Origin of the sequence: Bradyrhizobium sp. CCBAU 65884 (assembly GCF_028128835.1) — a bacterium.
GTDB lineage: Bacteria > Pseudomonadota > Alphaproteobacteria > Rhizobiales > Xanthobacteraceae > Bradyrhizobium > Bradyrhizobium ottawaense.
This window is the reverse complement of the sequence record NZ_LBJU01000119.1, coordinates 1-20799: the sequence shown is the minus strand read 5'-3', so window position 1 is coordinate 20799 and position 20799 is coordinate 1. Positions and strand designations below refer to the sequence as shown.

Sequence of the window (20799 nt, the reverse complement as noted above, 5' to 3'; positions counted from 1 at the left end):
GGAGATATCATATCCTGGAAGCTGCGGATGTTCGTGCCGACGGACGAAAGCGGCCTCGGGATCCTGACAAAGGTGCTCGACACTTACCCGTTCGCGCGTGTCAGTGAGCGGGAGGCCGCGTGATGTCCGCCGCGCCTTGCGAACTGGCACGCCGCCTCGCGCGCGAGGCCGAGGCCGTGTGCCAATACTACCTCTGCAATGGCAAGCGGGCGGGGCGGTACTGGGTGGTCGGCGACGTCCGCAACACGCCGGGCCGCTCGATGTTCGTGCGGCTCCAGGAATCACCTAAGGGCCCCGCCGGCAAGTGGACTGACGCTGCGACCGGCGAGCATGGCGATCTCCTCGACATCATCCGCGAATGCCGGGGTTTGCGCAAGTTCAGCGAGGTCGCCGAGGAAGCGAGGCGGTTTTTGAAGCTGCCTCATCCTGAGCCGCAACTGGTCTCGAAACCCGTTCGTTCAGTGGCGCCAAATGGATCGCAAGAAGCCGCCCGTCGGCTCTTTGCGATATCCAGGCCGATCGAGGGCACAGTAGTCGAGACGTATTTGCAGCGTCGTGGGATAACCCGCATCCACCATGGTGGAAGTCTCCGCTTCCACGCTCGTTGCTACTATCGGCCGGACGAGCATTCGCCGACAGAAACCTGGCCGGCGATGATTGCCCGCGTCACGGACCTTGAGGGGCGGATCACCGGCGCGCAGCGAACCTGGCTCGATCCAGACGGATTTGATCGCATTCGTCTTGGCAAGGCTCCGATCGCCACGCCACGGCGAGCGATGGGCGACCTTCTCGGCAACGCCGTTCGCTTCGGCGTGGTGGACGACGTGCTCGCCGCCGGCGAGGGAATCGAGACTATGCTTTCATTGCGTTACGTGCTGCCGACCATGCCTATGGCTGCGGCGCTCTCGGCCAATCACCTCTCAGCCATGTTGCTGCCGTCTGGCCTGCGTCGGCTCTATATCGCCCGCGACGCAGATGCCGCCGGAGATGCCGTGCAGGCTATTCTCACCCAGCGTGCAAAGGCCGTCGGCGTTGAAGTGATTGCGTTGTCGCCCCGGCTAGTCGATTTCAACGAAGACCTGCACATCTTCGGTTCCGAGACCCTCCGAGCAGCGTTGCGGCTTCAACTCGTACCAGAGGACGTCGTCCGCTTCCTGCATTCGTCGATGGTGGTCGCGGAATAGACCGCTGCTTCGATCGACGTTGAGCGTCGGTCATAACGAGGCCATTGCCGGAAGAGGACGCGACCTCGGCCTTCTAGAGGGCGATCGGACGGCAACCGGACCCGGCCGGCAATGGCTACGGCCGGCTATTTTCCGCCCCGCGCCGGCGATAAGCAGACACAACAGCCATCAAAGTGGCGCGCTTTGCATCGCGAAGCAAAATAGCCGGCCTCCGCCATCCTCCGCTGCCGCTTCGGCCCTTGCGGGTTCTGGCCCGCTCCGCCCGCCGTCTGAGTGATCGCCACGAAGGCCGCGATGGGCGCGGTCGATCCGGCAAAGGACCTCCCCGATGACCGACCACGACGACATCGAACCGCACTTCGCTTCTTCTCCGACCGATCACGTTCTCACCGAATTGCAACTCTTCGGGTACCGCCCCTTCGACGACCAGCCGGATCCACGGCCGCTTCCCGAGGGCAAGATGATCGCTGGCGCCGTCGCCGATGTCTTCGACGCCCTGGTCGCGACGTTGAGCGACACGCGGCTCGAGCCGGACCTCGATGATCTGCTCTGGTCGACCGTCAACCTGTTCCACCGAGCCGTTGACCGTATCGGACGCCATCTCGACGATAACGAGCAGGCTCAGCAAAAGAGCCAGCGCGAGCAGAATGGCTCTGAGGTTCGATCGGCCGAACTCGAGCGCTTGACCGCTGAAGGCATCACTTTGATCGAGCGCCGCAACTGCCTTGAGCTCTTCCGCGACCAAGCCATTGAACGCTTCGAAACTCACACCGGAGCGGTCTGGCGCCCTCGATCGGGATCGCTCGTAAACCACCGTACGCTGACCGCAGCAATGATCGACTCTCGCGACTTCATCGCAGCCAAGCGCCGCGCTCAAACCGAGCTCTTGTTGCCGGCAGGACCGAAGATCGCACTCACCGGCGGGCTCGACTTCAATGACCATCACCTCATCTGGGACGGCCTCGACAAGGTCTACGCCAAGCATCCCGACATGGTCCTGCTCCATGGCGGCTCGCCCAAAGGTGCGGAGCTTATCGCCTCGAAATGGGCGACCAATCGCAAGGTGCCTCAGATCGCCTTCAGGCCCGACTGGACAAAGCACGCCAAGGCGGCCCCATTCAAGCGCAATGACGCCATGCTCGAACTCCTTCCGATCGGCGTCATGCATTTCCCCGGCACGGGAATCCAGGACAACCTGGCGGACAAGGCGAAGCGCCTCGGCATCCCCGTCTGGAGGTTCGGCGGCGCGTGAGCGCTCCCTTCTCGTGCCCAGGCTTTAAGACGGAGTTGCATGCGCCGCAACTCCGCCTCGTTTCGACCCTATGTCCAGGTTGCGCCATGGTGGTGGTGGAAGGCGCGACCGGTAGATGTGCACATGGAGCCACCACCATGCTCGCCCTTGGGCTTGTTCTCAACACACTCGGCATCGGCTTGTTCTGCTGGGCGATCTTTGCGCTCGCTGTGTATGCCTTGCCGTTTTTTGTCGCACTGAGCATCGCCATGACCGCGTTTCAGAGCGGCGCCGGCCTCATTGGTGCGCTGCTTATCGCGACGGCGGGCGGTGCGCTGACGCTCGTCCTCGGCCAAGTCGCCGTCGCAATTACCCGGTCCTTGGCTTTGCGCCTCGCGATCGCGACAGCATTTGCTATTCCCGCGGCTGTTGCCGGCTATCAAGTGGTGTTCGCCGTGTCCCAGATCGGGGTGCCTTCGTTGGCTTGGCGTGAAGTCTTCGCTTGCGTGGGCGCGGTTTGCATCGGCGTCACGTCATGGACGCGCTTGATCGTTCCGGCGGAGACCCGCCCGTTCAAGCCAGGTGGGGTGGTGGAGAGTCCGTCCTAACCGTTCTTTACGGCCGCAAGGCGGAGGATGACCGTTTACCGCCTTCATCGTCACGAGAAGTTCGCGTAAATCGGCGCGGTGAACGGGGATGATCGAGACCTGACGCGGAAGAGTCAGTCCTCCTCGGAGCTCCTCGATCAAGCCGCCGGCATTTCCGTCTGGCCCACGCAGCGCGGCGGAGCAGTATTGCCTCGATCCGTTCTTGCAGACGATACCGCCCTTTGCAGCAGATTGTTTCTCTTTATGCGCTGAGCATTCCGACCTCTTGTTCAGCTAAACCGACATGAGCCATGTCTTCTCCCGAGATTGCGATTCAGCACGCGGACGCACGTGGCCTCCTTGATGGCTTGATCTGGCCGAAGACCGGCTTCGCCTCGATCGTCTGAGCCGCAACGCCGTTGATGCTACTTTCTTCCCCTGGGCTTTGCCCATTCCTCGCGAGACAAGAAAGTCGCCGCAACGGCGTCCTCCGCTCCGCTACGGCCCTTCAAGCGGGTGCGTCGCCGATCGTCTTCGGCCTACAGATCGCCATCGAGGCCGCGGTGGTCGCGGGCTCGAAACACAACAGGAGAAGTGACATGGCTAACATCGGTTCTTTCAAGAAGGTCGGCAACGATTTCCAAGGCGAGATCGTCACCCTGAGCCTGCAAGCCAAGGGCGTCCGCATCGTCGCCGAGACCAACCGTTCCAACGACAACGCTCCCAGCCACCGCATCTACGTGGGTCGCGCGGAGATCGGCGCCGCCTGGTCGAAGCGCTCCGAGGAGGGGCGCGACTACCTCTCGCTCAAGCTCGACGATCCCTCCTTCAACGCTCCGATTTACGCGAACCTCTTTGATGACGAAGGCGGCGAAGGCTACACGCTCCTCTGGTCGCGGCCGCGCAAGAGCGGCGAGTAAGCTCGCTCAATCAAGCCCCGTCCGGTTCGCCGGGCGGGGTTTTTTCGCGGCTGGTCCTGAGGTGCGGATTACGCTTTGCTAAGCCGCGCAACGTTTTCGAGCAGGTCTCCGGATTCGATCCCCAATGCTTCGGAAATTTGCCGGAGCACGGTGACGCTTGCTGATACGTCGCCGCGCACGGTGGCGCCGACCAGACCCGCGCTCGGCCCGCACTCCTGTAGATCGTGGCTTTTCCGACGCAGTCATGATCTCTTTGAGATCCACGGCTATATGGGGGCTAAGCCGGAACGATCATTCTAGGAACGATCGTTCTGATTCGTGTCCGAACATGCTATCGACACTGCCGACGCTATTTGCGCGGGCGAACTCGGTAGCTGATCTACCGAACGAACATCCAGATTGCACCGGCAAAGGCGGTATGGATTGCGACCAAGCATGGCGTAGCTCATACGCGTCCTAAAAGCAGATATGACGCAGACGCAATTCCTAGATCCAGACGTAACGGACACGGCGCCGGACGAGCCGACGTTGACGGCCTATGACGAACAGCATGTTGTCACGTAGGCAAAACAGACTCATCTTGCGCGCGCCAAATGGTGACCGAGCATGGGCCCTCCTACGCGGCACAGGCTCAAAATAGAAGAAAATATTGACTGGCGACTTGCAGGCAGAACCATTTGTTTTCTGCTAGCCGATGGTCATTTCGGCGCCACGTGGTGCCAAACTAGGGGCTTCCTACGCTTCTTTCATAATTATTGCGCCGCAATCCTTGTAGCTGCGCTGCGGTGGGGCGCATTCAATGCCTGAATTCGAATGGCGGGTGCCGGCGCCGAAATCACCGACATCGCGGGGAATGATCCCGCCGCAACGCCGACTATCGGCGTCAGTACGAGGTGATGATTGCCAACAAGCCGAGCGGCGAAGTGGCTGACGAATTCAGGAGGAAATGGATATCTGCTTTCGCCATCACCCGCAGAGGTCGTTCGACGAGCAGACGATCTTTTCGGGCGCCTGAGGTTCTTGCGGCGATCGTTCCGGTCAAGGTTGCCTGTGCTGCCGATCGGAGTTCAGCGTCACAACCGCTGCTTGACCTTGCAGCAGGCCAGGTGCGGCGCGCCGCGGACGGCTGGGACGCGGTGCTGCGCATCGGCTCGGCGGACTACCGTGTCTGTCCAAGGACCCGTGGCGCGTCATTGCAGCCGAACTGCCGTTTGACGGCGATTTCGAAGCGCGAGCGTATGCAGCCCGGCGGCTGGGGCGTGTGATGGACCGCGTCCGGTCCAGCCTTTCACCAATTGTCTGAACAGCGGCGCGGGCGCCTCAGCGCCACCATTCGTGCGCTCGATGCTCACGGCGCCGGCGGTAGCTATCGCGTTATCGCCGAAGCGCTGTTCGGCAAAAAGCGAATGCCGGTCGTGCCTGGAAGACTCATAATCTGCGCAATCGAACAATCCGCTTGGTGCAGGGCGGTCTCGCGTTCATGGGCGGTGGATACCGCAAGCTCCTGCGGCTCGGGCGCAGGGACGAGTAGCGCAGTCCCCGAGGGGTGCCGAAAATCGTATCGCCAAAATTCGGCATCCCACTCCGAGGTCGCGCTCCTCCATGATGAGCGCACACACGCCGGCCTAGCCAAGCGCAGTGCGCTGTCCTCTTGGAGTTCTCAAATGCCCGATCCGATGGCCAGTCTTCCCCCGCGATTCCTGCGTACACCTGAGGCCGCGCGCTATCTTGGCCTGTCCGGTCGCACGCTCGAGAAGCACCGAACGTACGGTACCGGACCGACCTATCGGAAGATCGGCGGACGTGTTGTCTACGCCGTCGATGACCTGAAAGCGTGGGCCGATCTCGGCTCCAAAACGTCAACGTCAGATCCTGGGAAGGGCACTGTGCTGCCGGCCAAGAAGCATACGGTCCTGCGCCCCTATGCCGGCCAGGAACGTCGCTGATTGACGCGTGAGAACAGCGACCATGCGGCGCAAACGCCATTCAGAGCGCGAGCAGCTTGAGCTCTTTCGGGCGCTACCCGGCGATCTTGCACCCCGCGACGCGCAGGATCTGATGGCATATCCGTTCTTCTCGCTCGCAAAGACCAAGCGCATCGTGCCGATCGATTTTCGTGCCGGTGCGATTGCAATTCGTGTCGAAGCGGTGCCGGAACACGGCATGGCGACCATCTGGGATGCGGACGTTCTGATTTGGGCGGCGTCCCAGATTGTCGAAGCCCGTGACGCAGGCTTGAAGACCTCGCGCCTAATGGCTGCAACGCCCTACGAGATTTTGACGTTCGTAGGCCGCGGCACCAGCGCACGTGACTATGACCGCCTGAAGGCCGGTCTCGACAGACTTCAGTCAACGACCGTGCTGACGTCGATCCGTCAGCCGACAGAACGGCGGCGACACCGCTTCTCCTGGATCAACGAATGGAAGGAGACGGCCGATGCAAACGGTCGTCCATTTGGGATCGAGCTGATCCTGCCGGATTGGTTCTATGCTGGCGTCATCGATGAAGCGCTCGTCCTGACGATCGATCGCGCCTATTTCGAGCTCACGGGCGGACTTGAGCGGTGGCTCTACCGGCTTGTGCGCAAGCATGGCGGTCGGCAGGACGGCGGCTGGAGTTTTGATCTTGTGCACCTCCATGCCAAATCCGGCATCCTCTCTCCGCTGAAGCATTTTGCTTACGACGTACGTCAGATCGTCCAGCGCCAGACATTGCCCGGCTATCAACTCGTGCTCACGCGCGATCCTGATGGCCCCGAGCGACTGAACTTCGCGCCCATCCCTGTTGATCCCTTAGCGGCACGCTTGCGCCGCCGCGGTCTCATTCCAGATTCGGAGGACAACCTGTGAATCAGCTCGTGCCATCGGGGACCGCAACCCTCGTGCTATTGGGGACCCGATCCTCGTGCTATCGGGGACCGGAATCAAGCTTAAGGGCTTGTTTCTCCGTGCTTTCCAGTCGCTCTAACTTTACTAACAGGAAATCCTTCGGATTTCCTCTAACGGAACAGGCCGAAAGCCGCATTGGCGGCGCCCCGCAACGGCAGCCCGACAGGCCAGCCTGCCTTTGCAGGCCATACACACTCTCGACCAAGCCCAAGCTCACGACCGCCAGCTCCAGCGCCGGGGAGCCGTGGCATGAGTGATCTCACGGAAGTGGAAGTGTTGTGGCTCGAGAAGCGCATCGAAAACCGCGTTCGGTTCGGTCGCATCGTCGAGGAACGGAAGCTTGATCGCCATCGGCGTGTCCTGTCATTCGCGCCGGGTAGCATCTTTGCCTTCGTCCGTTGGACCTCGAACGACTTCGGCACGGTCATTTCGCGGATCGACATCTTGCGCGCAGTCGGTCCGCGACAGCGCTGCTCGACCGTCCCGTATGTGAAGCCTGGCGGAGAGATTTTGCTGCGTCTGTCCGGCTGGCTAAAGGTCGAGCGCGTGCTGCAGATGATAGATGCCGTCGAGGCACTCGGCATCGATCCAGCTGATGTCGCGCCTGATCATTGGCATCACGTTCATAACCGCCTGTCCGTCAACGAAAACCCGCGCCCTTATACGAAAGCGCGCCATCAGGCCTGGCTTCATCGCCGAAAGGTGATGCGATGACAAGCCGCCTAATGATGCTGGCCGTGACGATTGTGCTCGCTTCTGCGCTCATCGCGACGATCGTCCTGGAGCCGCTTCCGCTTTACATCTGGAACACCTCCGCGAGCGTGCCGATCGGTTTCTACCGCCTCCGACCGGCGGACCAGTTCCAAGTCACTGAATTGGTCGCCGTGCAGCCGCCGGAGCCGCTCGCGGCCTTCCTTGACCTTAACGGCTATTTGCCCATTGGCGTCCCCATGCTGAAGCGCGTGCTCGCCCTTCCCGGGCAGAGTGTTTGCAGAACCGGCCCCACGATCTCGGTCGACAACGTCGCGGTAGGCGAGGCGAAGGATCACGACAGACGAGGCAGGCCGCTGCCGAAATGGCAGGGATGCCGCGTCGTCGGCAACGGCGAGCTGTTTCTGATGAACTGGCAGTCGGACGACTCTCTTGATGGCCGGTATTTCGGATTTCTTCCGGCATCTAGCGTGATCGGCCGTGCGATGCCGGTGTGGACGTGGGAGGAGTGATCGTGCGTATCAGACGTGTTCTCCTCGCCATTCCCTTGTTTGATCGATTGCGGGATCATTCCTCCGTCTCGATCGATGTCTGCAAGACCGGCGCGAGCCCGACCGCGTGCTTGGGTCGGTTGGGCAGGCGCGTTTGTGCTGTCGTGCCGCTGATGCTTCTTCTGACCGCGTTCGACAGTGCTGGTTCGGCCCAGAGCGGATCAGCCGCCCAGCCGGCGGTGCGTCAGGCCCCTCGCTCGTTTGCCGGCTTCATCAATGAAGCCTCACAACGCTTTGCGATTGCGCCGAACTGGATCCGATCAGTCCAAACCATCGAGAGTGCTGGGGATGTGCACGCCAGATCGCCAAAGGGCGCGATGGGCCTGATGCAGATCATGCCGGCGACTTGGGCGGAACTTCGCGAGCGCTACAATCTCGGGAACGATCCCTACGACCCGCACGACAACATTCTGGCCGGCGCGGCCTATTTGCGCGAACTGCTCGATCGATATGGCTCGCCCGGCGTGTTTGCCGCGTACAACGCGGGACCATCTCGCTATGAAGAGCATCTCGCAGGCGGCTCTCTGCCAGACGAGACGCGAGCATACGTCGTAAAGCTTGCAAATCTGCTTGCCATCGAACTACCGCCGAGGTGGACGTCCAGCGGCCAGTCATCAGCAGCTGCGATGCTATTCATCACGCGATCCGATGTCATGAAAACGCGCGATTGGTCGCTGGCACTCATACCGTCGACCGGTGTCACGACCGCAATCTCGGCGCCCAATGTTTCGCACATGGTTCCCCGGCCAACTGGCATGTTCGTCCCTCGATCGGATTCGGGAGCATCGCAATGACCAAGTGTGCGGGTTCGCAAGCTTTGGTATGCTTCACCAAGCAGGTGGCGCGTGCTGATGGCGTATGGGCGATGCCTTCGGCCCGCGCTCTACTCGTCGCTTCGCTCCTCACCGAGCCACCCTTCGGGTGTCTCGGCCCTTCGGGTAACGATCGCTATCGCAAGCGCTCGGAAGCAGTGGGGGCTTCGCGAGTTGGCTGCCAAGTCGCTGCTGCTTTTTCGGGAACCGGCGACCGGGGGACCACGACGGCAGGACGGCGAGATAAAAGGGGCTCGCCGGTCGAACCGCAAGCCATTGACATGGCCTGGGTTCTGGCGTGCCGGTCGGTCGGGGCGCGTGCCGCGCCTTGCATTTTGCGTAACGCAATCAAAGACGTTTTCGGCACTGTGCGTGCTTTTGATGGTTTGGAGGCCCGGCCGTGAGCGTGGGCGACAGCGATCTGCGTATTCGGCCTGGGCGCATTCGCAGCACCCGCGCGCCGAAGCAGAAAAGCTTCATCAATCAGGTCCTGCGTGCCGCGAAGAAAGCAGGACACACCTCGGGTCAGACAGGGGCGGGCAGGCGTTCGGCAGCCTATGGGCGCTCCACGTTTGGCCGCGGGCGACTCGCCTTTAGCCGCGCCAGATTGTTCAGCCCGACCAGGCGCGTCGTGGTGAAGGCGCGTGTGGTTCGTCACAAAGGGCGAGCCTTCCGTTCAGCGCCATTGACCGCGCACCTCTCATATCTGAAGCGGGACGGAGTCACCCGGAGCGGCGAGCGGGCCGAGATGTTCGACGCTCGCAGCGACCGTGCTGATAGCGCGGCTTTCGCAGAACGGTGCAAGGACGACCGGCATCATTTCCGGTTCATCGTCTCGCCAGAAGACGCCGGCGACATGACCGACCTCAAGGCCTTCACCCGCGATCTCGCCAAGCAGATGGAGACCGATCTCGGCACGCGGCTCGATTGGGTGGCTGCCGATCATTGGAACACCGACAACCCTCATGTTCATCTTCTCGTTCGGGGAGTAGGTGAGGAAGGGGCGGATCTCGTGATCTCCCGCCACTACATCGGCCAGGGCCTGCGCTCACGCGCCGAGGAACTGGTCGCCATCGAACTGGGACCAAAACCAGAGCACGAAATCCGCAACTCGCTGGAGAAGGAAGTTACGGCGGAACGATGGACGCGGCTCGATCGGGAGATCCGGCTGGCGGCAGATGAGACCGGCTCGATCGATCTTCGCCCGGAGAATCCCGGCAAGTCCGACGCCGAGATCCGGCGCCTGATGGTCGGTCGCCTTCAACACTTGGAGAGGATGGGCCTTGCTGCCTCCGCCGCACCAGGCGAGTGGATGGTCGGGCTTGAGGCCGAGCGTAGCTTGCGCGATCTCGGCTTGCGTGGTGACATCATCAAGACCATGCACCGCGCCTTCACCGAGCGTGGGGAAGCGCGTGGCGTTGCCGACTTCGTCATCGAGGGTGGACAGCCGACGGCCCAGATTATCGGACGGCTGGTCGACCGTGGATTGCATGACGAACTGACCGGCGAGGCTTACGCCCTGATCGACGGAACAGACGGACGGGCGCACTATGTGCGCTTTCGAGGGCTCGAGGCTTTCGAATATGCACCGCCGGTCGGCGGCATCGTCGAGGTTCGACGCTTCGGTCCACCCGGCGACCCGCGCCCCACCGTGGTGCTCGCGACCCGTTCCGATCTCGATCTCGGTGGGCAGGCCACGGCTAAAGGAGCAACCTGGCTCGACCACAGGCTCGTCGAACGCGACCCGATGCCGCTCGCCATGGGCGGGTTCGGCCGCGAGACTCGCGAGGCCATGGAAGCCCGTACCGAGCATCTGATCCAGCAGGGCCTGGCGCGGCGGCAGGGCCACCGCATCATCCTGCAGCGCGATCTCCTGGACACGCTGCGTCGACGTGAACTGGACGAGGTGGCCGCAAAACTCTCGGCCGACAGCGGCCTGCCTCGCGTGAATGCCGCCTCTGGGGAGCATGTGGCGGGCACGTATCGCCAGCGGCTGACGCTGACCTCGGGTCGGTTCGCCATGATCGACAACGGGCTCGGCTTCCAGCTCGTGCCCTGGTCGCGCGAACTGGAAAAGAGGCTCGGCCAACACGTCACCGGTGTCGTGAAGGACGGCGGCGGCATTGAATGGGGCTTTGGTCGCAAGCGCGATCTCGGCCTCTAGCAATCTCTCCATTTCAGATGCGGAAGGGCGTTCGGGATGTCCGGAACCAAAATACTCTGGGGGCAGGTGATCGTTGTCGGCCTGATCGTCCTGCTGGCCATCTGGGGAGCAACCGAGTGGACGGCCTGGCGGCTCGCCTACCAGCCCGAGCTTGGGCGGCCCTGGTTCGAGCTGTTGGGCTTCAAAATCTATTACCCGCCCGTCTTCTTCTGGTGGTGGTTCGTCTACGACGCCTATGCGCCACAGGTCTTTGTCGAAGGTGCGTTCATCGCGGCATCGGGGACCTTCGTTTCGATCGCGGCGGCCATCGGCATGTCGGTCTGGCGGGCGCGGGAGGCAAAGAATGTCGAGACCTATGGTTCGGCGCGCTGGGCTGACGTAGAAGAGATTCGAGCGGCCGGACTGATCGGTCCGGATGGTGTGGTGCTGGGCAAGCTCGACCGCGACTACCTCCGCCATGATGGGCCGGAGCACGTGTTGTGTTTTGCACCCACCCGATCCGGAAAGGGTGTCGGTCTCGTCGTTCCTTCGTTGTTGGCATGGCCGGGCTCGGCCATCGTGCACGATATCAAAGGTGAGAACTGGCAGCTGACGGCGGGGTTTCGTTCGCGGCATGGCCGCGTCCTGTTGTTCGACCCGACCAACCCAAAATCCTCGGCCTACAACCCGCTGCTCGAGGTCCGGCGCGGGCAATGGGAGGTTCGCGACGTCCAGAACGTCGCCGACGTCCTGGTCGATCCCGAAGGCTCCCTCGACAAGCGGAACCATTGGGAGAAGACGAGTCATTCGCTCCTAGTGGGTGCCATCCTCCATGTTCTCTATGCCGAGGCGGACAAGACTTTGGCCGGCGTGGCGGCCTTTCTGTCCGACCCGAAGCGGCCCATCGAGGCGACGCTCAAGGAGATGATGACATCCGCGCATCTTGGCGAGCAGGGCGCCCATCCCGTGGTCGCCTCGACCGCGCGCGAACTCCTCAACAAATCCGAGAATGAACGCTCGGGCGTCCTGTCCACCGCGATGTCGTTCCTCGGGCTGTATCGCGACCCCGTCGTGGCCCAGGTGACCTGCCGCTGTGACTGGAGGATTGCCGATCTGATCGCGAATAGCCCCCCGACGACGCTTTACCTGGTGGTGCCGCCCTCCGATATCTCGCGGACCAAACCATTGATCCGTCTGGTCCTGAATCAGATCGGCCGGCGCCTGACCGAGGATCTCCATGCCCGCGACCGCCGGCATCGGGTCCTGATGATGCTCGACGAGTTCCCGGCACTGGGCCGGCTTGATTTCTTCGAGTCAGCGCTCGCCTTCATGGCGGGCTATGGCATCAAGAGCTTTTTGATCGCGCAGTCGCTCAATCAGATTGAGAAGGCCTATGGGCCGAACAACGCCATTCTTGACAACTGCCACGTCCGGGTCAGCTTCGCGACCAACGACGAGCGGACGGCCAAGCGGGTGTCCGATGCGCTGGGCACGGCGACCGAGATGCGGGCAATGAAGAACTATGCCGGTCACAGGCTTAACCCCTGGCTCGGGCACTTGATGGTATCCCGCCAAGAGACGGCAAGGCCGCTCTTGACCCCGGGCGAAGTCATGCAGCTTCCGCCGATGGACGAGATCGTCATGGTGGCAGGGACGGCGCCGATCAGGGCGAAGAAGGTCCGCTATTACGAGGATCGCCGGTTCACCGAGCGGGTTCTGCCGCCGCCTGACCCGGCGACGGCCGGCCGATCACTGCGAACGGACGGATGGTCAGCGCTCGGACCGCTGAAGCCGACTGCAGGTCCAACTGACAAAGCTGCTGATGCCGAGGAAGATACGGCGAATAGCGGGCTCCGTCGTGAGCCTGAACTCCCCGATCACGTTGCTATCGCTAAGGAGAAGACGGAGCCGACGCCGGCAGAAGAATTTGCCGTCGTTCTTGACGACGATGAGGACGCGGTCCGCCAATCTCGACTACTTCGTCAGCAGATGCGTGGCGTGGCCCGCCAGGTTGCGATGGATCCCAATGACGGTATGGAGCTCTGAGGCAATATGCGCGACCGGATGAACGTATATTTTCCGCCGGAGTTGCTGAAACAGATCTCGGACCTCGCCGATCGCAAGAAGCTTTCCCGCTCTGCGATCGTGGAGGCGGCTGTCGCCTCCTTTCTTTCGCCCGACGGAGCGGACAGGCGGGAGGCAGCGTTCGCCCGGCGCCTCGATCGGCTGTCGCGTCAGATGCAGAGGTTGGAGCGCGACGTAGGTTTGACGGCCGAAAGCTTGGCGCTCTTCATACGGTTCTGGCTGACGATCACGCCGCCACTGCCCAACGACGCGCAGGCGGCCGCGCAAGCAAAAGGCCGGGAGCGGTTTGAAGGATTTGTCGAGGCACTCGGCCGCCGCCTGCAAAAGGGGCAAAGCTTTCTGCGTGAGATTCCGGAAGATATCCTCAGTCAGGAACCGGTCGAAGAAACCTGATTGAACCATGTAGGCAGACCATTTCGCCGGTCCTTCTTTTTCTACGCCAGCCTACGATCGCAGCAATTTGGCCAAGCCCACCAAAAGCTGGACGCGCTATCGGCTCCAATGAATTGAGGAGCAAGAAGGGCCAGCATGCAGATTTCAGGGGCATGGCGTCTCACCGCGCGCGTATTTCTCCCGTTTGCTGCTGGTTACTATCTTTCGTATCTGTTTCGAACGATCAACGCTTTGATCGCCGCTCATCTCAGCTCTGATACCGGCCTTGGTTCCGCCGATCTCGGGTTGCTTACGTCAGTGTATTTCCTTGTTTTCGCGGCGGCTCAGATCCCCGTCGGCATATTGTTGGACCGATTTGGTCCGCGTCGCGTCCAGAGTGTTCTGCTCTTGCTCGCGGCCACGGGCGCCGGACTGTTCGCGGTATCGACCGGCTTCCTGTCACTTTTGATCGCACGTGCAATGATCGGGCTTGGCGTGGCGGCGGCCCTGACGGCAGGTCTGAAATCCATCATCCTTTGGTTCCCCAGAGAACGAGTTGCCTTGCTTAACGGCTACATGATCATGCTGGGATCGCTCGGAGCGGTGACCGCTACGGCTCCCGTCGAACACTTGCTCGCCTGGATGGGCTGGCGGCAGCTCTTTGGGATCCTGGCGGCCGCTACCGGTGCGACGGCCGCTCTCATCTATGTCGTGGTGCCAGAACGAGGCATTGTCTCGTCGATGGCGTCAACCCCCACGACCCTAGGCTCCGTTTTCGGCGATCGGCGCTTTTGGCGAATGGCCCCGTTGTCGGCGACTTGCATTGGATCGGCCTGGTCCCTGCAGGGATTGTGGGCATCGCTATGGCTGACCGACGTGGAGGGGTTCGATCGAGTAACTGTCGTAAGACAGCTGTTCATAATGTCCATTGTATTGAGCGGTGGCGCTTGGCTATTCGGTACCACGGTCCATTCCATCAAGCGGAGAGGAATTGAAAGGGAGACGATCTTGGCGATGGTTGCAGTGCTGTTTATCGCGGCCGAGCTAGGCTTGATCCTTCGAGTGCCTCTCCCGTCCATCTTGCCCTGGTCGGCTATAGCAATTGCCGGAACGGCAACCGTGGTCAGCTTCGCGGTGATAGCAGATTACTTTCCGCCGCAACTTGCGGGTCGTGCCAACGGTGCCTTGAACGTCTTGCACTTTGGTTGGGCTTTTCTGGCACAATACGCGACAGGTCTTATCCTGGAGCAATGGCCGGCGAATGATGGCCATCGGCCGCTCCAGGCCTATCAAGTCGCTTTCGGCCTCAACGTAGCGCTGCAGATCGCGGCGTTGGTCTGGTTCGCGCTGCCCGGGGGCCGATCCATCACTCCGTGGATGAGTTCAGTCCTAGTCTTCAAGCCGGCTGATGATTCCTGCGCCGTCGAGCCAGTTTGGTTATATGAGGATTCGGTCATCCTCCTGCCTGCGGATGACGATGCGGAGTGGTGAGCTGCCGGCCGATTACGATGCGATTGAGTAGGCCTCAAACATCAGTTCTCAGTCTTTCTTTTTCTACGCTAGCCTACGATCACGGAAAGCGGTTGTTGCGCCAAGTCCATTGGTGCCTTTTCTAATCATCCCCATCCGAGGACGCGCTTTGGGCGTCCTCATTCGTGGGGGGCGAGCGGTGACAATCCATTCCATTCAATCGGAAGCGAATTCGCGCGGTGCGCGAATGTTGCGCAGCGCACTTGGCTCTGCGATTGCCGGTTACCTCGAAGACGAAGCGATCATTGAGGTGATGCTCAACCCGGATGGACGGCTGTGGATCGACCGGTTGTCGAGGGGCCTGATCGACACAGGCGAAACTCTCTCCGCAGCCGATGGCGAGCGCATTGTTCGCTTGGTCGCGCATCACGTGGGCGCGGAGGTGCATGCCGGTGCGCCGAGGGTATCGGCCGAACTGCCCGGGACCGGTGAGCGCTTCGAAGGACTCTTGCCCCCGGTCGTTGCAGCGCCGGCCTTTGCCATCCGCAAGCCCGCAGTCGCCGTGTTTACGCTCGACGACTACGTCGCCAGGGGGATCATGACCTCGGCGCAGGCCGAGATCTTGCAGAACGCGGTCGCCACACGGAAAAATATTTTGGTCGCCGGTGGGACATCGACCGGCAAGACAACATTGACGAATGCGCTCCTCGCCGAGGTGGCGAAGAGCTCCGATCGGGTCGTACTGATCGAAGATACGCGCGAGCTTCAGTGCAAAGCGCCCAATCTCGTGGCGTTAAGGACCAAGGACGGCGTAGCGACGCTGTCGGACCTCGTCCGCTCCTCGTTGCGACTACGGCCCGACCGCATTCCGGTTGGCGAAGTCCGCGGCGCCGAAGCGCTCGATTTGCTTAAGGCTTGGGGTACAGGCCATCCCGGCGGCATCGGCACCATTCATGCGGGCACCGCGCTCGGCGCGCTGCGGCGGCTCGAGCAACTCATCCAAGAAGCCGTCATCACGGTTCCGCGTGCTTTGATCGCCGAAACCATCAACCTTGTCGCCGTGCTTGCAGGCCGCGGCGCCGATCGTCGCCTCGCTGAACTCGCCCTCATCTCGGGGCTCAGCGCCAGCGGCGACTACAATCTTTCAACAGCAGGAGACTGACATGCGTCAGCAATTTCGCTTTCTTCGAGGTACATCGTTGGCCGCCTACGGCACCATGTTTTTGGCAGTTCAGCCCGCATGGGCGGCTGGCTCGAACATGCCATGGGAGCAGCCGCTCAATCAGATCTTGCAGTCAGTCGAGGGGCCGGTCGCAAAGATCATCGCGGTCATCATCATCGTCGTGACCGGCCTAACGCTCGCATTCGGGGATTCCTCCGGCGGTTTCCGCAGACTGATCCAGATCGTGTTCGGTCTGTCGATCGCGTTTGCCGCCTCGAGCTTCTTCTTGTCGTTCTTCTCCTTCGGCGGTGGCGTGGTGATCTGATGGAAGGACCTGTCACAGGCTTTGTTGTGCCGGTTCATCGCGCACTCACTGAGCCGATCCTGATGGGTGGCGCGCCCCGATCGGTTGCGATCGTCAACGGCACGCTTGCGGCAGCCCTGGGTCTGGGGCTGCGGCTCTGGATCGCGGGTCTGGTCTTCTGGTTCATCGGCCACATGGCCGCCGTCTGGGCCGCCAAGCGCGACCCCGCGTTCGTCGACGTGGTGCGCCGACATCTGCGCATCCCCGCTCATCTCAACACCTGAGCTCTCGGTCATGATGAACCTTGCCGAATATCGCCATTCCAATTCGCGGCTCGCCGACTTCCTGCCCTGGGCAGCCCTGGTCGACGAGGGAATCATCCTGAACAAGGACGGCTCGTTCCAGCGGACGGCAAAGTTCCGGGGACCCGACCTCGACAGCGCCGTGCCGGCTGAACTCGTCGCCGTCGCCGGCCGTCTGAACAACGCCCTGCGCCGCCTGGGATCCGGCTGGGCCGTGTTCGTCGAGGCGCAGCGCCATTTTGCAGGAGCCTATCCTCCGAGCACCTTTCCGGATGTCGCATCCGCGCTGGTCGACGCGGAGCGCAGAGCTCAGTTTGAAGAGGCGGGCACCCACTATGAGTCCAGCTATTTCCTGACTTTCCTTTATTTGCCACCGGAGGAGGGCGCTGCCAAGGCAGAACGACTTCTCTATGAGGGCCGGGATCGCACCGTTGGAGCAGACGCGCACGAGGTTCTCCGCGGATTTATCGACCAAACTAACCGCGTGCTTCAACTCGTCGAAGGGTTCATGCCGGAATGCGCCTGGCTCGATGATCAGGACACGCTGAGCTATCTGCATTCCACGATCTCGACCAAGCGCCATCGGGTTCGGGTGCCCGAAATTCCCATGTACATCGATGCGCTGTTGGCCGACCAGCCGCTGACCAGTGGGCTCGAGCCGATGTTGGGCTCGGCCAATTTGCGGGTGCTGACGATCGTGGGCTTTCCTGGGGCGACGACCCCGGGGGTTCTGGATGACCTCAATCGCCTGCCGTTTTCTTATCGATGGTCGACCCGTGCGATCATGCTCGACAAGACGGATGCGACCAAACTGCTGACCAAGATTCGGCGGCAGTGGTTCGCGAAGAGAAAATCTATCAGCGGCATCCTCAAGGAGGTCATGACGAACGAGGCGTCGACGCTGGTCGATACCGACGCCCACAATAAGTCGCTTGATGCCGACGCAGCGTTGCAGGAACTGGGGTCCGATCAGATCGGACAAGCCTTTGTCACTGCGACCATCACTGTCTGGGACCTTGATCCCAATGCTGCCGATGAAAAGCTACGCCTGGTCGAGAAGGTCATTCAGGGCCGCGATTTCACTTGCATGATTGAAACGGTGAACGCTGTCGAAGCCTGGCTCGGTGGCTTGCCGGGACATGTGTACGCCAATGTGCGGCAGCCACCTGTGTCGACCCTCAACCTCGCCCACATGATCCCGATTTCGGCGGTGTGGGCCGGCGAGGCGAGGGACCTGCATTTCAAAGGTCCGCCGCTTCTGTTCGGCAAGACGGAGGGATCGACCCCATTCCGATTCTCACTCCACGTCGGCGACGTCGGCCACACGCTCGTGGTAGGGCCGACGGGTGCCGGCAAGTCGGTCTTGCTAGCTCTGATGGCGCTACAGTTCCGTCGTTACCCGAACTCGCAGGTCTTTGCGTTCGATTTTGGTGGTTCAATCCGGGCGGCCGCGCTCGTCATGGGCGGTGATTGGCACGATCTCGGCGGTGCATTTTCTGATGGAAGTGATCAAGCCGTCGCGCTGCAGCCGCTGGCCTGGATCGACGATCCCTCAGAGCGCGGATGGGCCACGGAATGGATTGGCGCGATCCTGGCCCGGGAAAAGGTCGAAATCACCCCGGAGGTCAAGGATCATCTGTGGTCGGCGCTCACCTCTCTTGCTTCGGCGCCAAGGGAGGAGCGCACCCTCACGGGCCTCTCGGTCTTGTTGCAATCCAATTCCCTGAAAAGGGCCTTGCAACCCTATTGCCTGGGTGGTCCCTCTGGACGCTTGCTCGATGCCGAATTCGAGCGCCTCGGCGACGCGACGGTCCAGGCATTTGAGACCGAGGGCTTGATCGGAACGAGTGCTGCGCCGGCCGTGTTGGCGTATCTCTTCCATCGCATCGGTGATCGTCTCGATGGCCGGCCGACACTCCTCATTGTCGATGAAGGCTGGCTTGCCCTCGATGACGAAGATTTCGCGGGCCAGCTCCGGGAATGGCTGAAGACGCTTCGCAAGAAGAATGCCTCCGTCATCTTCGCTACCCAGTCGCTGTCGGATATTGACGGGTCCGCAATCGCGCCTGCGATCATCGAAAGCTGCCCAACGCGCCTGTTGCTGCCGAACGAACGGGCGATCGAGCCACAGATCACGGCCATCTACCGCCGCTTTGGCCTGAACGACCGCCAGATCGAGCTTCTGAGCCGGGCAACGCCGAAGCGCGACTACTATTGTCAGTCTCGCCGCGGCAACCGAATGTTCGAACTCGGCCTTGGCGAGGTCGCTCTGGCCTTTACCGCAGCCTCTTCCAAGGCAGACCAGGCAGCTATCGCGCAACTCCTCGCCGAACATGGCTCTGACGGCTTCGTGTCAGCCTGGCTACGGCACCGTGGCGTCGCCTGGGCCACCGACCTGATCCCCAATCTCATCAATCTGGAGAAATCGCCATGAGACGTATTGGCCTATTGGCGGCCGCTGGCACGGTCGCGCTGACGCTTGGCCTAGCGGTTCCTGCAAGGGCGCTGATCGTCTTCGATCCAAACAACTACGTTCAGAACGTCCTGACAGCTGCGCGAGAGCTCGAGCAGATCAATAACCAGATTACCTCGTTACAGAACGAGGCGCAGATGCTGATCAATCAGGCGAAGAACCTGGTTAGCCTGCCGTATTCCTCGCTGCAGCAACTGCAATCCTCGATCCAGCGCACCCAGCAATTGCTTGCCCAGGCGCAGCGCATCGCCTACGACGTCCAGCAGATTGATCGCGCCTTCTCGACCAGCTACGCGCCCGCGACCAGCAACCAGTCGAATCAGTTGCTGATCTCGAACGCTCAATCGCGATGGCAGAATTCTTATGCCGCAACGCAAGACGCGCTTCGTGTCCAGGCCGGCATCGTTGGCAACCTCGACACCAATCGCGTCCAGACCTCCGCGCTCGTCAGTTCAAGCCAAGGTGCTAGCGGTGCTTTGCAGGCAACACAGGCCAGCAATCAGATTCTCGCACTGAATGCGCAGCAACTCGCCGACCTCACCGCCGTCGTGACGGCGCAGGGCAGGGCGCAAAGCCTTGAAGCAGCGCAACGCGCCTCGGCCCAGGACCAGAACAGCTCCGGCGGTTTCTTACGCCAGGGCGGGGTTATCAATCATCCAACGTGCAGATGTTCCACTGATGACCGACATCAGGGCTTTCAAGGCGTTGTCGCTGCTTACGACAATTGGCGTGTTGGTCGTCACTGCCTGCACGATGCAGCTTCGCGGCGGAGACGGTCCTCCGCCGAAAGCGGAGCAGACGACAGACGCAACCAGCTCAGACCTCGCGCGCTGCCGCAGCGTCACTGCGGAGCAAGCAGAGGGTTATGAGCATTGCAAGCAAGTTTGGGCCGAAAACCGCCGACGCTTCTTGGGCAAGAAAGACGGTGCAGCAGTTCCAGGACGCGACGATTCCGCCGGCGGCGGGGCGCTCCCTCCAAAGGATCAAAGCCGGATCCCGCAGGGATATCCGAACCTGGCGACCCCTGAGGCGAGCAAGCCATGACCGGTACGGGGATCATCGACCAGTTCCTGGAAACGTTCACGCGTTATATCGACAACGGATTTGGATTGCTGGGGACCGAGGTCGGATACCTCGCAACGACCTTTGCTGCGATCGACATCACGCTCGCAGCGTTGTTCTGGAGTTGGGGAACGGACGATGACATCATCGCGCGCCTCGTCAAGAAAACGCTCTTCGTAGGCGTCTTTGCCTACCTGATCGGCAACTGGAACAGCTTGGCGCGCATCGTCTTCGAGAGCTTCGCCGGTCTTGGACTGAAAGCATCGGGCGCAAGCCTGTCCGCATCGGATTTCCTGCGACCGGGAAAGATTGCTCAGGTCGGGCTGGACGCCGGCCGACCGCTGCTCGATTCCATCTCGAACCTGATGGGCTACATCAGTTTCTTCGAGAATTTCGTCCAGATCACCGTTCTCCTATTCGCGTGGGTCGTGGTGCTGCTCGCCTTCTTCATTCTGGCGATCCAGTGTCAATCGGCTTGCAAATTTGACCCCTCATCGGCGTCCAATTTTGACCCCTTTGCGCGGCGGGGTTTGCTGGTAGC

The 20799-nt window shown here is 61.6% G+C and carries 20 protein-coding genes and 2 pseudogenes; all 22 read left to right on the top strand.

Features of this window, described 5'->3' with window-relative positions; translation table 11 throughout:
* Positions 1-122 precede the first annotated feature (122 nt).
* On the top strand, positions 123-1184 hold the full coding sequence (locus XI03_RS20445) for a DUF7146 domain-containing protein (protein ID WP_271593055.1): 1062 nt from the start codon (positions 123-125) through the stop codon (positions 1182-1184).
* 328 nt (positions 1185-1512) lie between these two features.
* Positions 1513-2436, top strand: coding sequence for a DUF2493 domain-containing protein (locus tag XI03_RS20440; RefSeq protein WP_271593054.1), 924 nt, complete (start codon positions 1513-1515; stop codon positions 2434-2436).
* A gap of 137 nt (positions 2437-2573) precedes the next feature.
* Positions 2574-3023 (top strand): hypothetical protein, encoded by a 450-nt coding sequence (locus XI03_RS20435; protein ID WP_271593159.1) that lies wholly within the window; start codon positions 2574-2576, stop codon positions 3021-3023.
* Between the two features lie 578 nt (positions 3024-3601).
* Positions 3602-3922 (top strand): DUF736 domain-containing protein, encoded by a 321-nt coding sequence (locus tag XI03_RS20430; RefSeq protein ID WP_027562526.1) that lies wholly within the window; start codon positions 3602-3604, stop codon positions 3920-3922.
* Positions 3923-4818: 896 nt separating this feature from the next.
* Entirely contained in the window at positions 4819-5187 is a 369-nt protein-coding gene (locus XI03_RS20425) for a hypothetical protein (RefSeq protein ID WP_271593053.1), read from the top strand.
* A 27-nt stretch (positions 5188-5214) separates the two neighbouring features.
* Positions 5215-5453 (top strand): annotated as a pseudogene (locus tag XI03_RS40530) (DUF2285 domain-containing protein); the annotation flags it as partial.
* A gap of 133 nt (positions 5454-5586) precedes the next feature.
* On the top strand, positions 5587-5868 hold the full coding sequence (locus tag XI03_RS20415; protein WP_271593158.1) for a helix-turn-helix transcriptional regulator: 282 nt from the start codon (positions 5587-5589) through the stop codon (positions 5866-5868).
* Positions 5869-5890: 22 nt separating this feature from the next.
* Positions 5891-6772, top strand: a complete 882-nt coding sequence (locus XI03_RS20410) for a replication initiator protein A (protein ID WP_271593052.1) — start codon at positions 5891-5893, stop codon at positions 6770-6772.
* Between the two features lie 288 nt (positions 6773-7060).
* A complete protein-coding gene (locus XI03_RS20405; RefSeq protein WP_271593051.1) occupies positions 7061-7525 on the top strand; it encodes a DUF2840 domain-containing protein in 465 nt (154 codons plus the stop codon).
* The gene (locus tag XI03_RS20400) at positions 7522-8034 is read left to right on the top strand and encodes a S26 family signal peptidase (protein ID WP_271593050.1); all 513 of its coding nucleotides are present in this window, start codon (positions 7522-7524) and stop codon (positions 8032-8034) included. The genes XI03_RS20405 and XI03_RS20400 overlap by 4 nt, the downstream gene beginning before the upstream one ends.
* A gap of 2 nt (positions 8035-8036) precedes the next feature.
* Positions 8037-8867, top strand: a complete 831-nt coding sequence (locus XI03_RS20395) for a lytic transglycosylase domain-containing protein (protein ID WP_271593049.1) — start codon at positions 8037-8039, stop codon at positions 8865-8867.
* A gap of 418 nt (positions 8868-9285) precedes the next feature.
* Positions 9286-11049, top strand: coding sequence for a relaxase/mobilization nuclease domain-containing protein (locus XI03_RS20390; RefSeq protein ID WP_271593048.1), 1764 nt, complete (start codon positions 9286-9288; stop codon positions 11047-11049).
* 36 nt (positions 11050-11085) lie between these two features.
* Positions 11086-13074: a conjugal transfer protein TraG gene (locus tag XI03_RS20385; RefSeq protein ID WP_271593047.1), complete on the top strand. Its 1989-nt coding sequence runs from the start codon at positions 11086-11088 to the stop codon at positions 13072-13074.
* 6 nt (positions 13075-13080) lie between these two features.
* Positions 13081-13506, top strand: a complete 426-nt coding sequence (locus tag XI03_RS20380; RefSeq protein WP_271593046.1) for a CopG family transcriptional regulator — start codon at positions 13081-13083, stop codon at positions 13504-13506.
* A gap of 135 nt (positions 13507-13641) precedes the next feature.
* A complete protein-coding gene (locus XI03_RS20375; protein WP_271593045.1) occupies positions 13642-14976 on the top strand; it encodes an MFS transporter in 1335 nt (444 codons plus the stop codon).
* A gap of 226 nt (positions 14977-15202) precedes the next feature.
* Positions 15203-16117 (top strand): P-type conjugative transfer ATPase TrbB, encoded by a 915-nt coding sequence (trbB, locus tag XI03_RS20370; RefSeq protein WP_271593157.1) that lies wholly within the window; start codon positions 15203-15205, stop codon positions 16115-16117.
* 1 nt (position 16118) lies between these two features.
* The gene (locus tag XI03_RS20365) at positions 16119-16442 is read left to right on the top strand and encodes a TrbC/VirB2 family protein (protein WP_183244462.1); all 324 of its coding nucleotides are present in this window, start codon (positions 16119-16121) and stop codon (positions 16440-16442) included.
* Positions 16442-16705, top strand: coding sequence for a VirB3 family type IV secretion system protein (locus XI03_RS20360; RefSeq protein ID WP_271593044.1), 264 nt, complete (start codon positions 16442-16444; stop codon positions 16703-16705). The genes XI03_RS20365 and XI03_RS20360 overlap by 1 nt, the downstream gene beginning before the upstream one ends.
* A 10-nt stretch (positions 16706-16715) precedes the next feature.
* Complete coding sequence (trbE, locus tag XI03_RS20355; protein ID WP_271593043.1) at positions 16716-19157, top strand: conjugal transfer protein TrbE; 2442 nt, start codon at positions 16716-16718, stop codon at positions 19155-19157.
* Positions 19154-19875, top strand: a pseudogene (gene trbJ / locus XI03_RS20350) (P-type conjugative transfer protein TrbJ). Before trbE ends, trbJ begins: the two are co-directional and overlap by 4 nt.
* Positions 19875-20240 (top strand): putative entry exclusion protein TrbK-alt, encoded by a 366-nt coding sequence (trbK-alt, locus tag XI03_RS20345; protein WP_271593042.1) that lies wholly within the window; start codon positions 19875-19877, stop codon positions 20238-20240. Before trbJ ends, trbK-alt begins: the two are co-directional and overlap by 1 nt.
* The coding region (locus tag XI03_RS20340) for a type IV secretion system protein (protein ID WP_271593041.1) at positions 20237-20799 on the top strand (563 nt) is incomplete at its 3' end. The genes trbK-alt and XI03_RS20340, both read left to right, overlap by 4 nt.

Coding starts and splice junctions, on each gene's coding strand:
- XI03_RS20445 (WP_271593055.1), top strand. CDS start 123: ATGTCCGCCGCGCCTTGCGAACTGGCACGCCGCCTCGCGCGCGAGGCC.
- XI03_RS20440 (WP_271593054.1), top strand. CDS start 1,513: ATGACCGACCACGACGACATCGAACCGCACTTCGCTTCTTCTCCGACC.
- XI03_RS20435 (WP_271593159.1), top strand. CDS start 2,574: ATGCTCGCCCTTGGGCTTGTTCTCAACACACTCGGCATCGGCTTGTTC.
- XI03_RS20430 (WP_027562526.1), top strand. CDS start 3,602: ATGGCTAACATCGGTTCTTTCAAGAAGGTCGGCAACGATTTCCAAGGC.
- XI03_RS20425 (WP_271593053.1), top strand. CDS start 4,819: ATGATTGCCAACAAGCCGAGCGGCGAAGTGGCTGACGAATTCAGGAGG.
- XI03_RS20415 (WP_271593158.1), top strand. CDS start 5,587: ATGCCCGATCCGATGGCCAGTCTTCCCCCGCGATTCCTGCGTACACCT.
- XI03_RS20410 (WP_271593052.1), top strand. CDS start 5,891: ATGCGGCGCAAACGCCATTCAGAGCGCGAGCAGCTTGAGCTCTTTCGG.
- XI03_RS20405 (WP_271593051.1), top strand. CDS start 7,061: ATGAGTGATCTCACGGAAGTGGAAGTGTTGTGGCTCGAGAAGCGCATC.
- XI03_RS20400 (WP_271593050.1), top strand. CDS start 7,522: ATGACAAGCCGCCTAATGATGCTGGCCGTGACGATTGTGCTCGCTTCT.
- XI03_RS20385 (WP_271593047.1), top strand. CDS start 11,086: ATGTCCGGAACCAAAATACTCTGGGGGCAGGTGATCGTTGTCGGCCTG.
- XI03_RS20380 (WP_271593046.1), top strand. CDS start 13,081: ATGCGCGACCGGATGAACGTATATTTTCCGCCGGAGTTGCTGAAACAG.
- XI03_RS20375 (WP_271593045.1), top strand. CDS start 13,642: ATGCAGATTTCAGGGGCATGGCGTCTCACCGCGCGCGTATTTCTCCCG.
- trbB (WP_271593157.1), top strand. CDS start 15,203: ATGTTGCGCAGCGCACTTGGCTCTGCGATTGCCGGTTACCTCGAAGAC.
- XI03_RS20365 (WP_183244462.1), top strand. CDS start 16,119: ATGCGTCAGCAATTTCGCTTTCTTCGAGGTACATCGTTGGCCGCCTAC.
- XI03_RS20360 (WP_271593044.1), top strand. CDS start 16,442: ATGGAAGGACCTGTCACAGGCTTTGTTGTGCCGGTTCATCGCGCACTC.
- trbE (WP_271593043.1), top strand. CDS start 16,716: ATGATGAACCTTGCCGAATATCGCCATTCCAATTCGCGGCTCGCCGAC.
- trbK-alt (WP_271593042.1), top strand. CDS start 19,875: ATGACCGACATCAGGGCTTTCAAGGCGTTGTCGCTGCTTACGACAATT.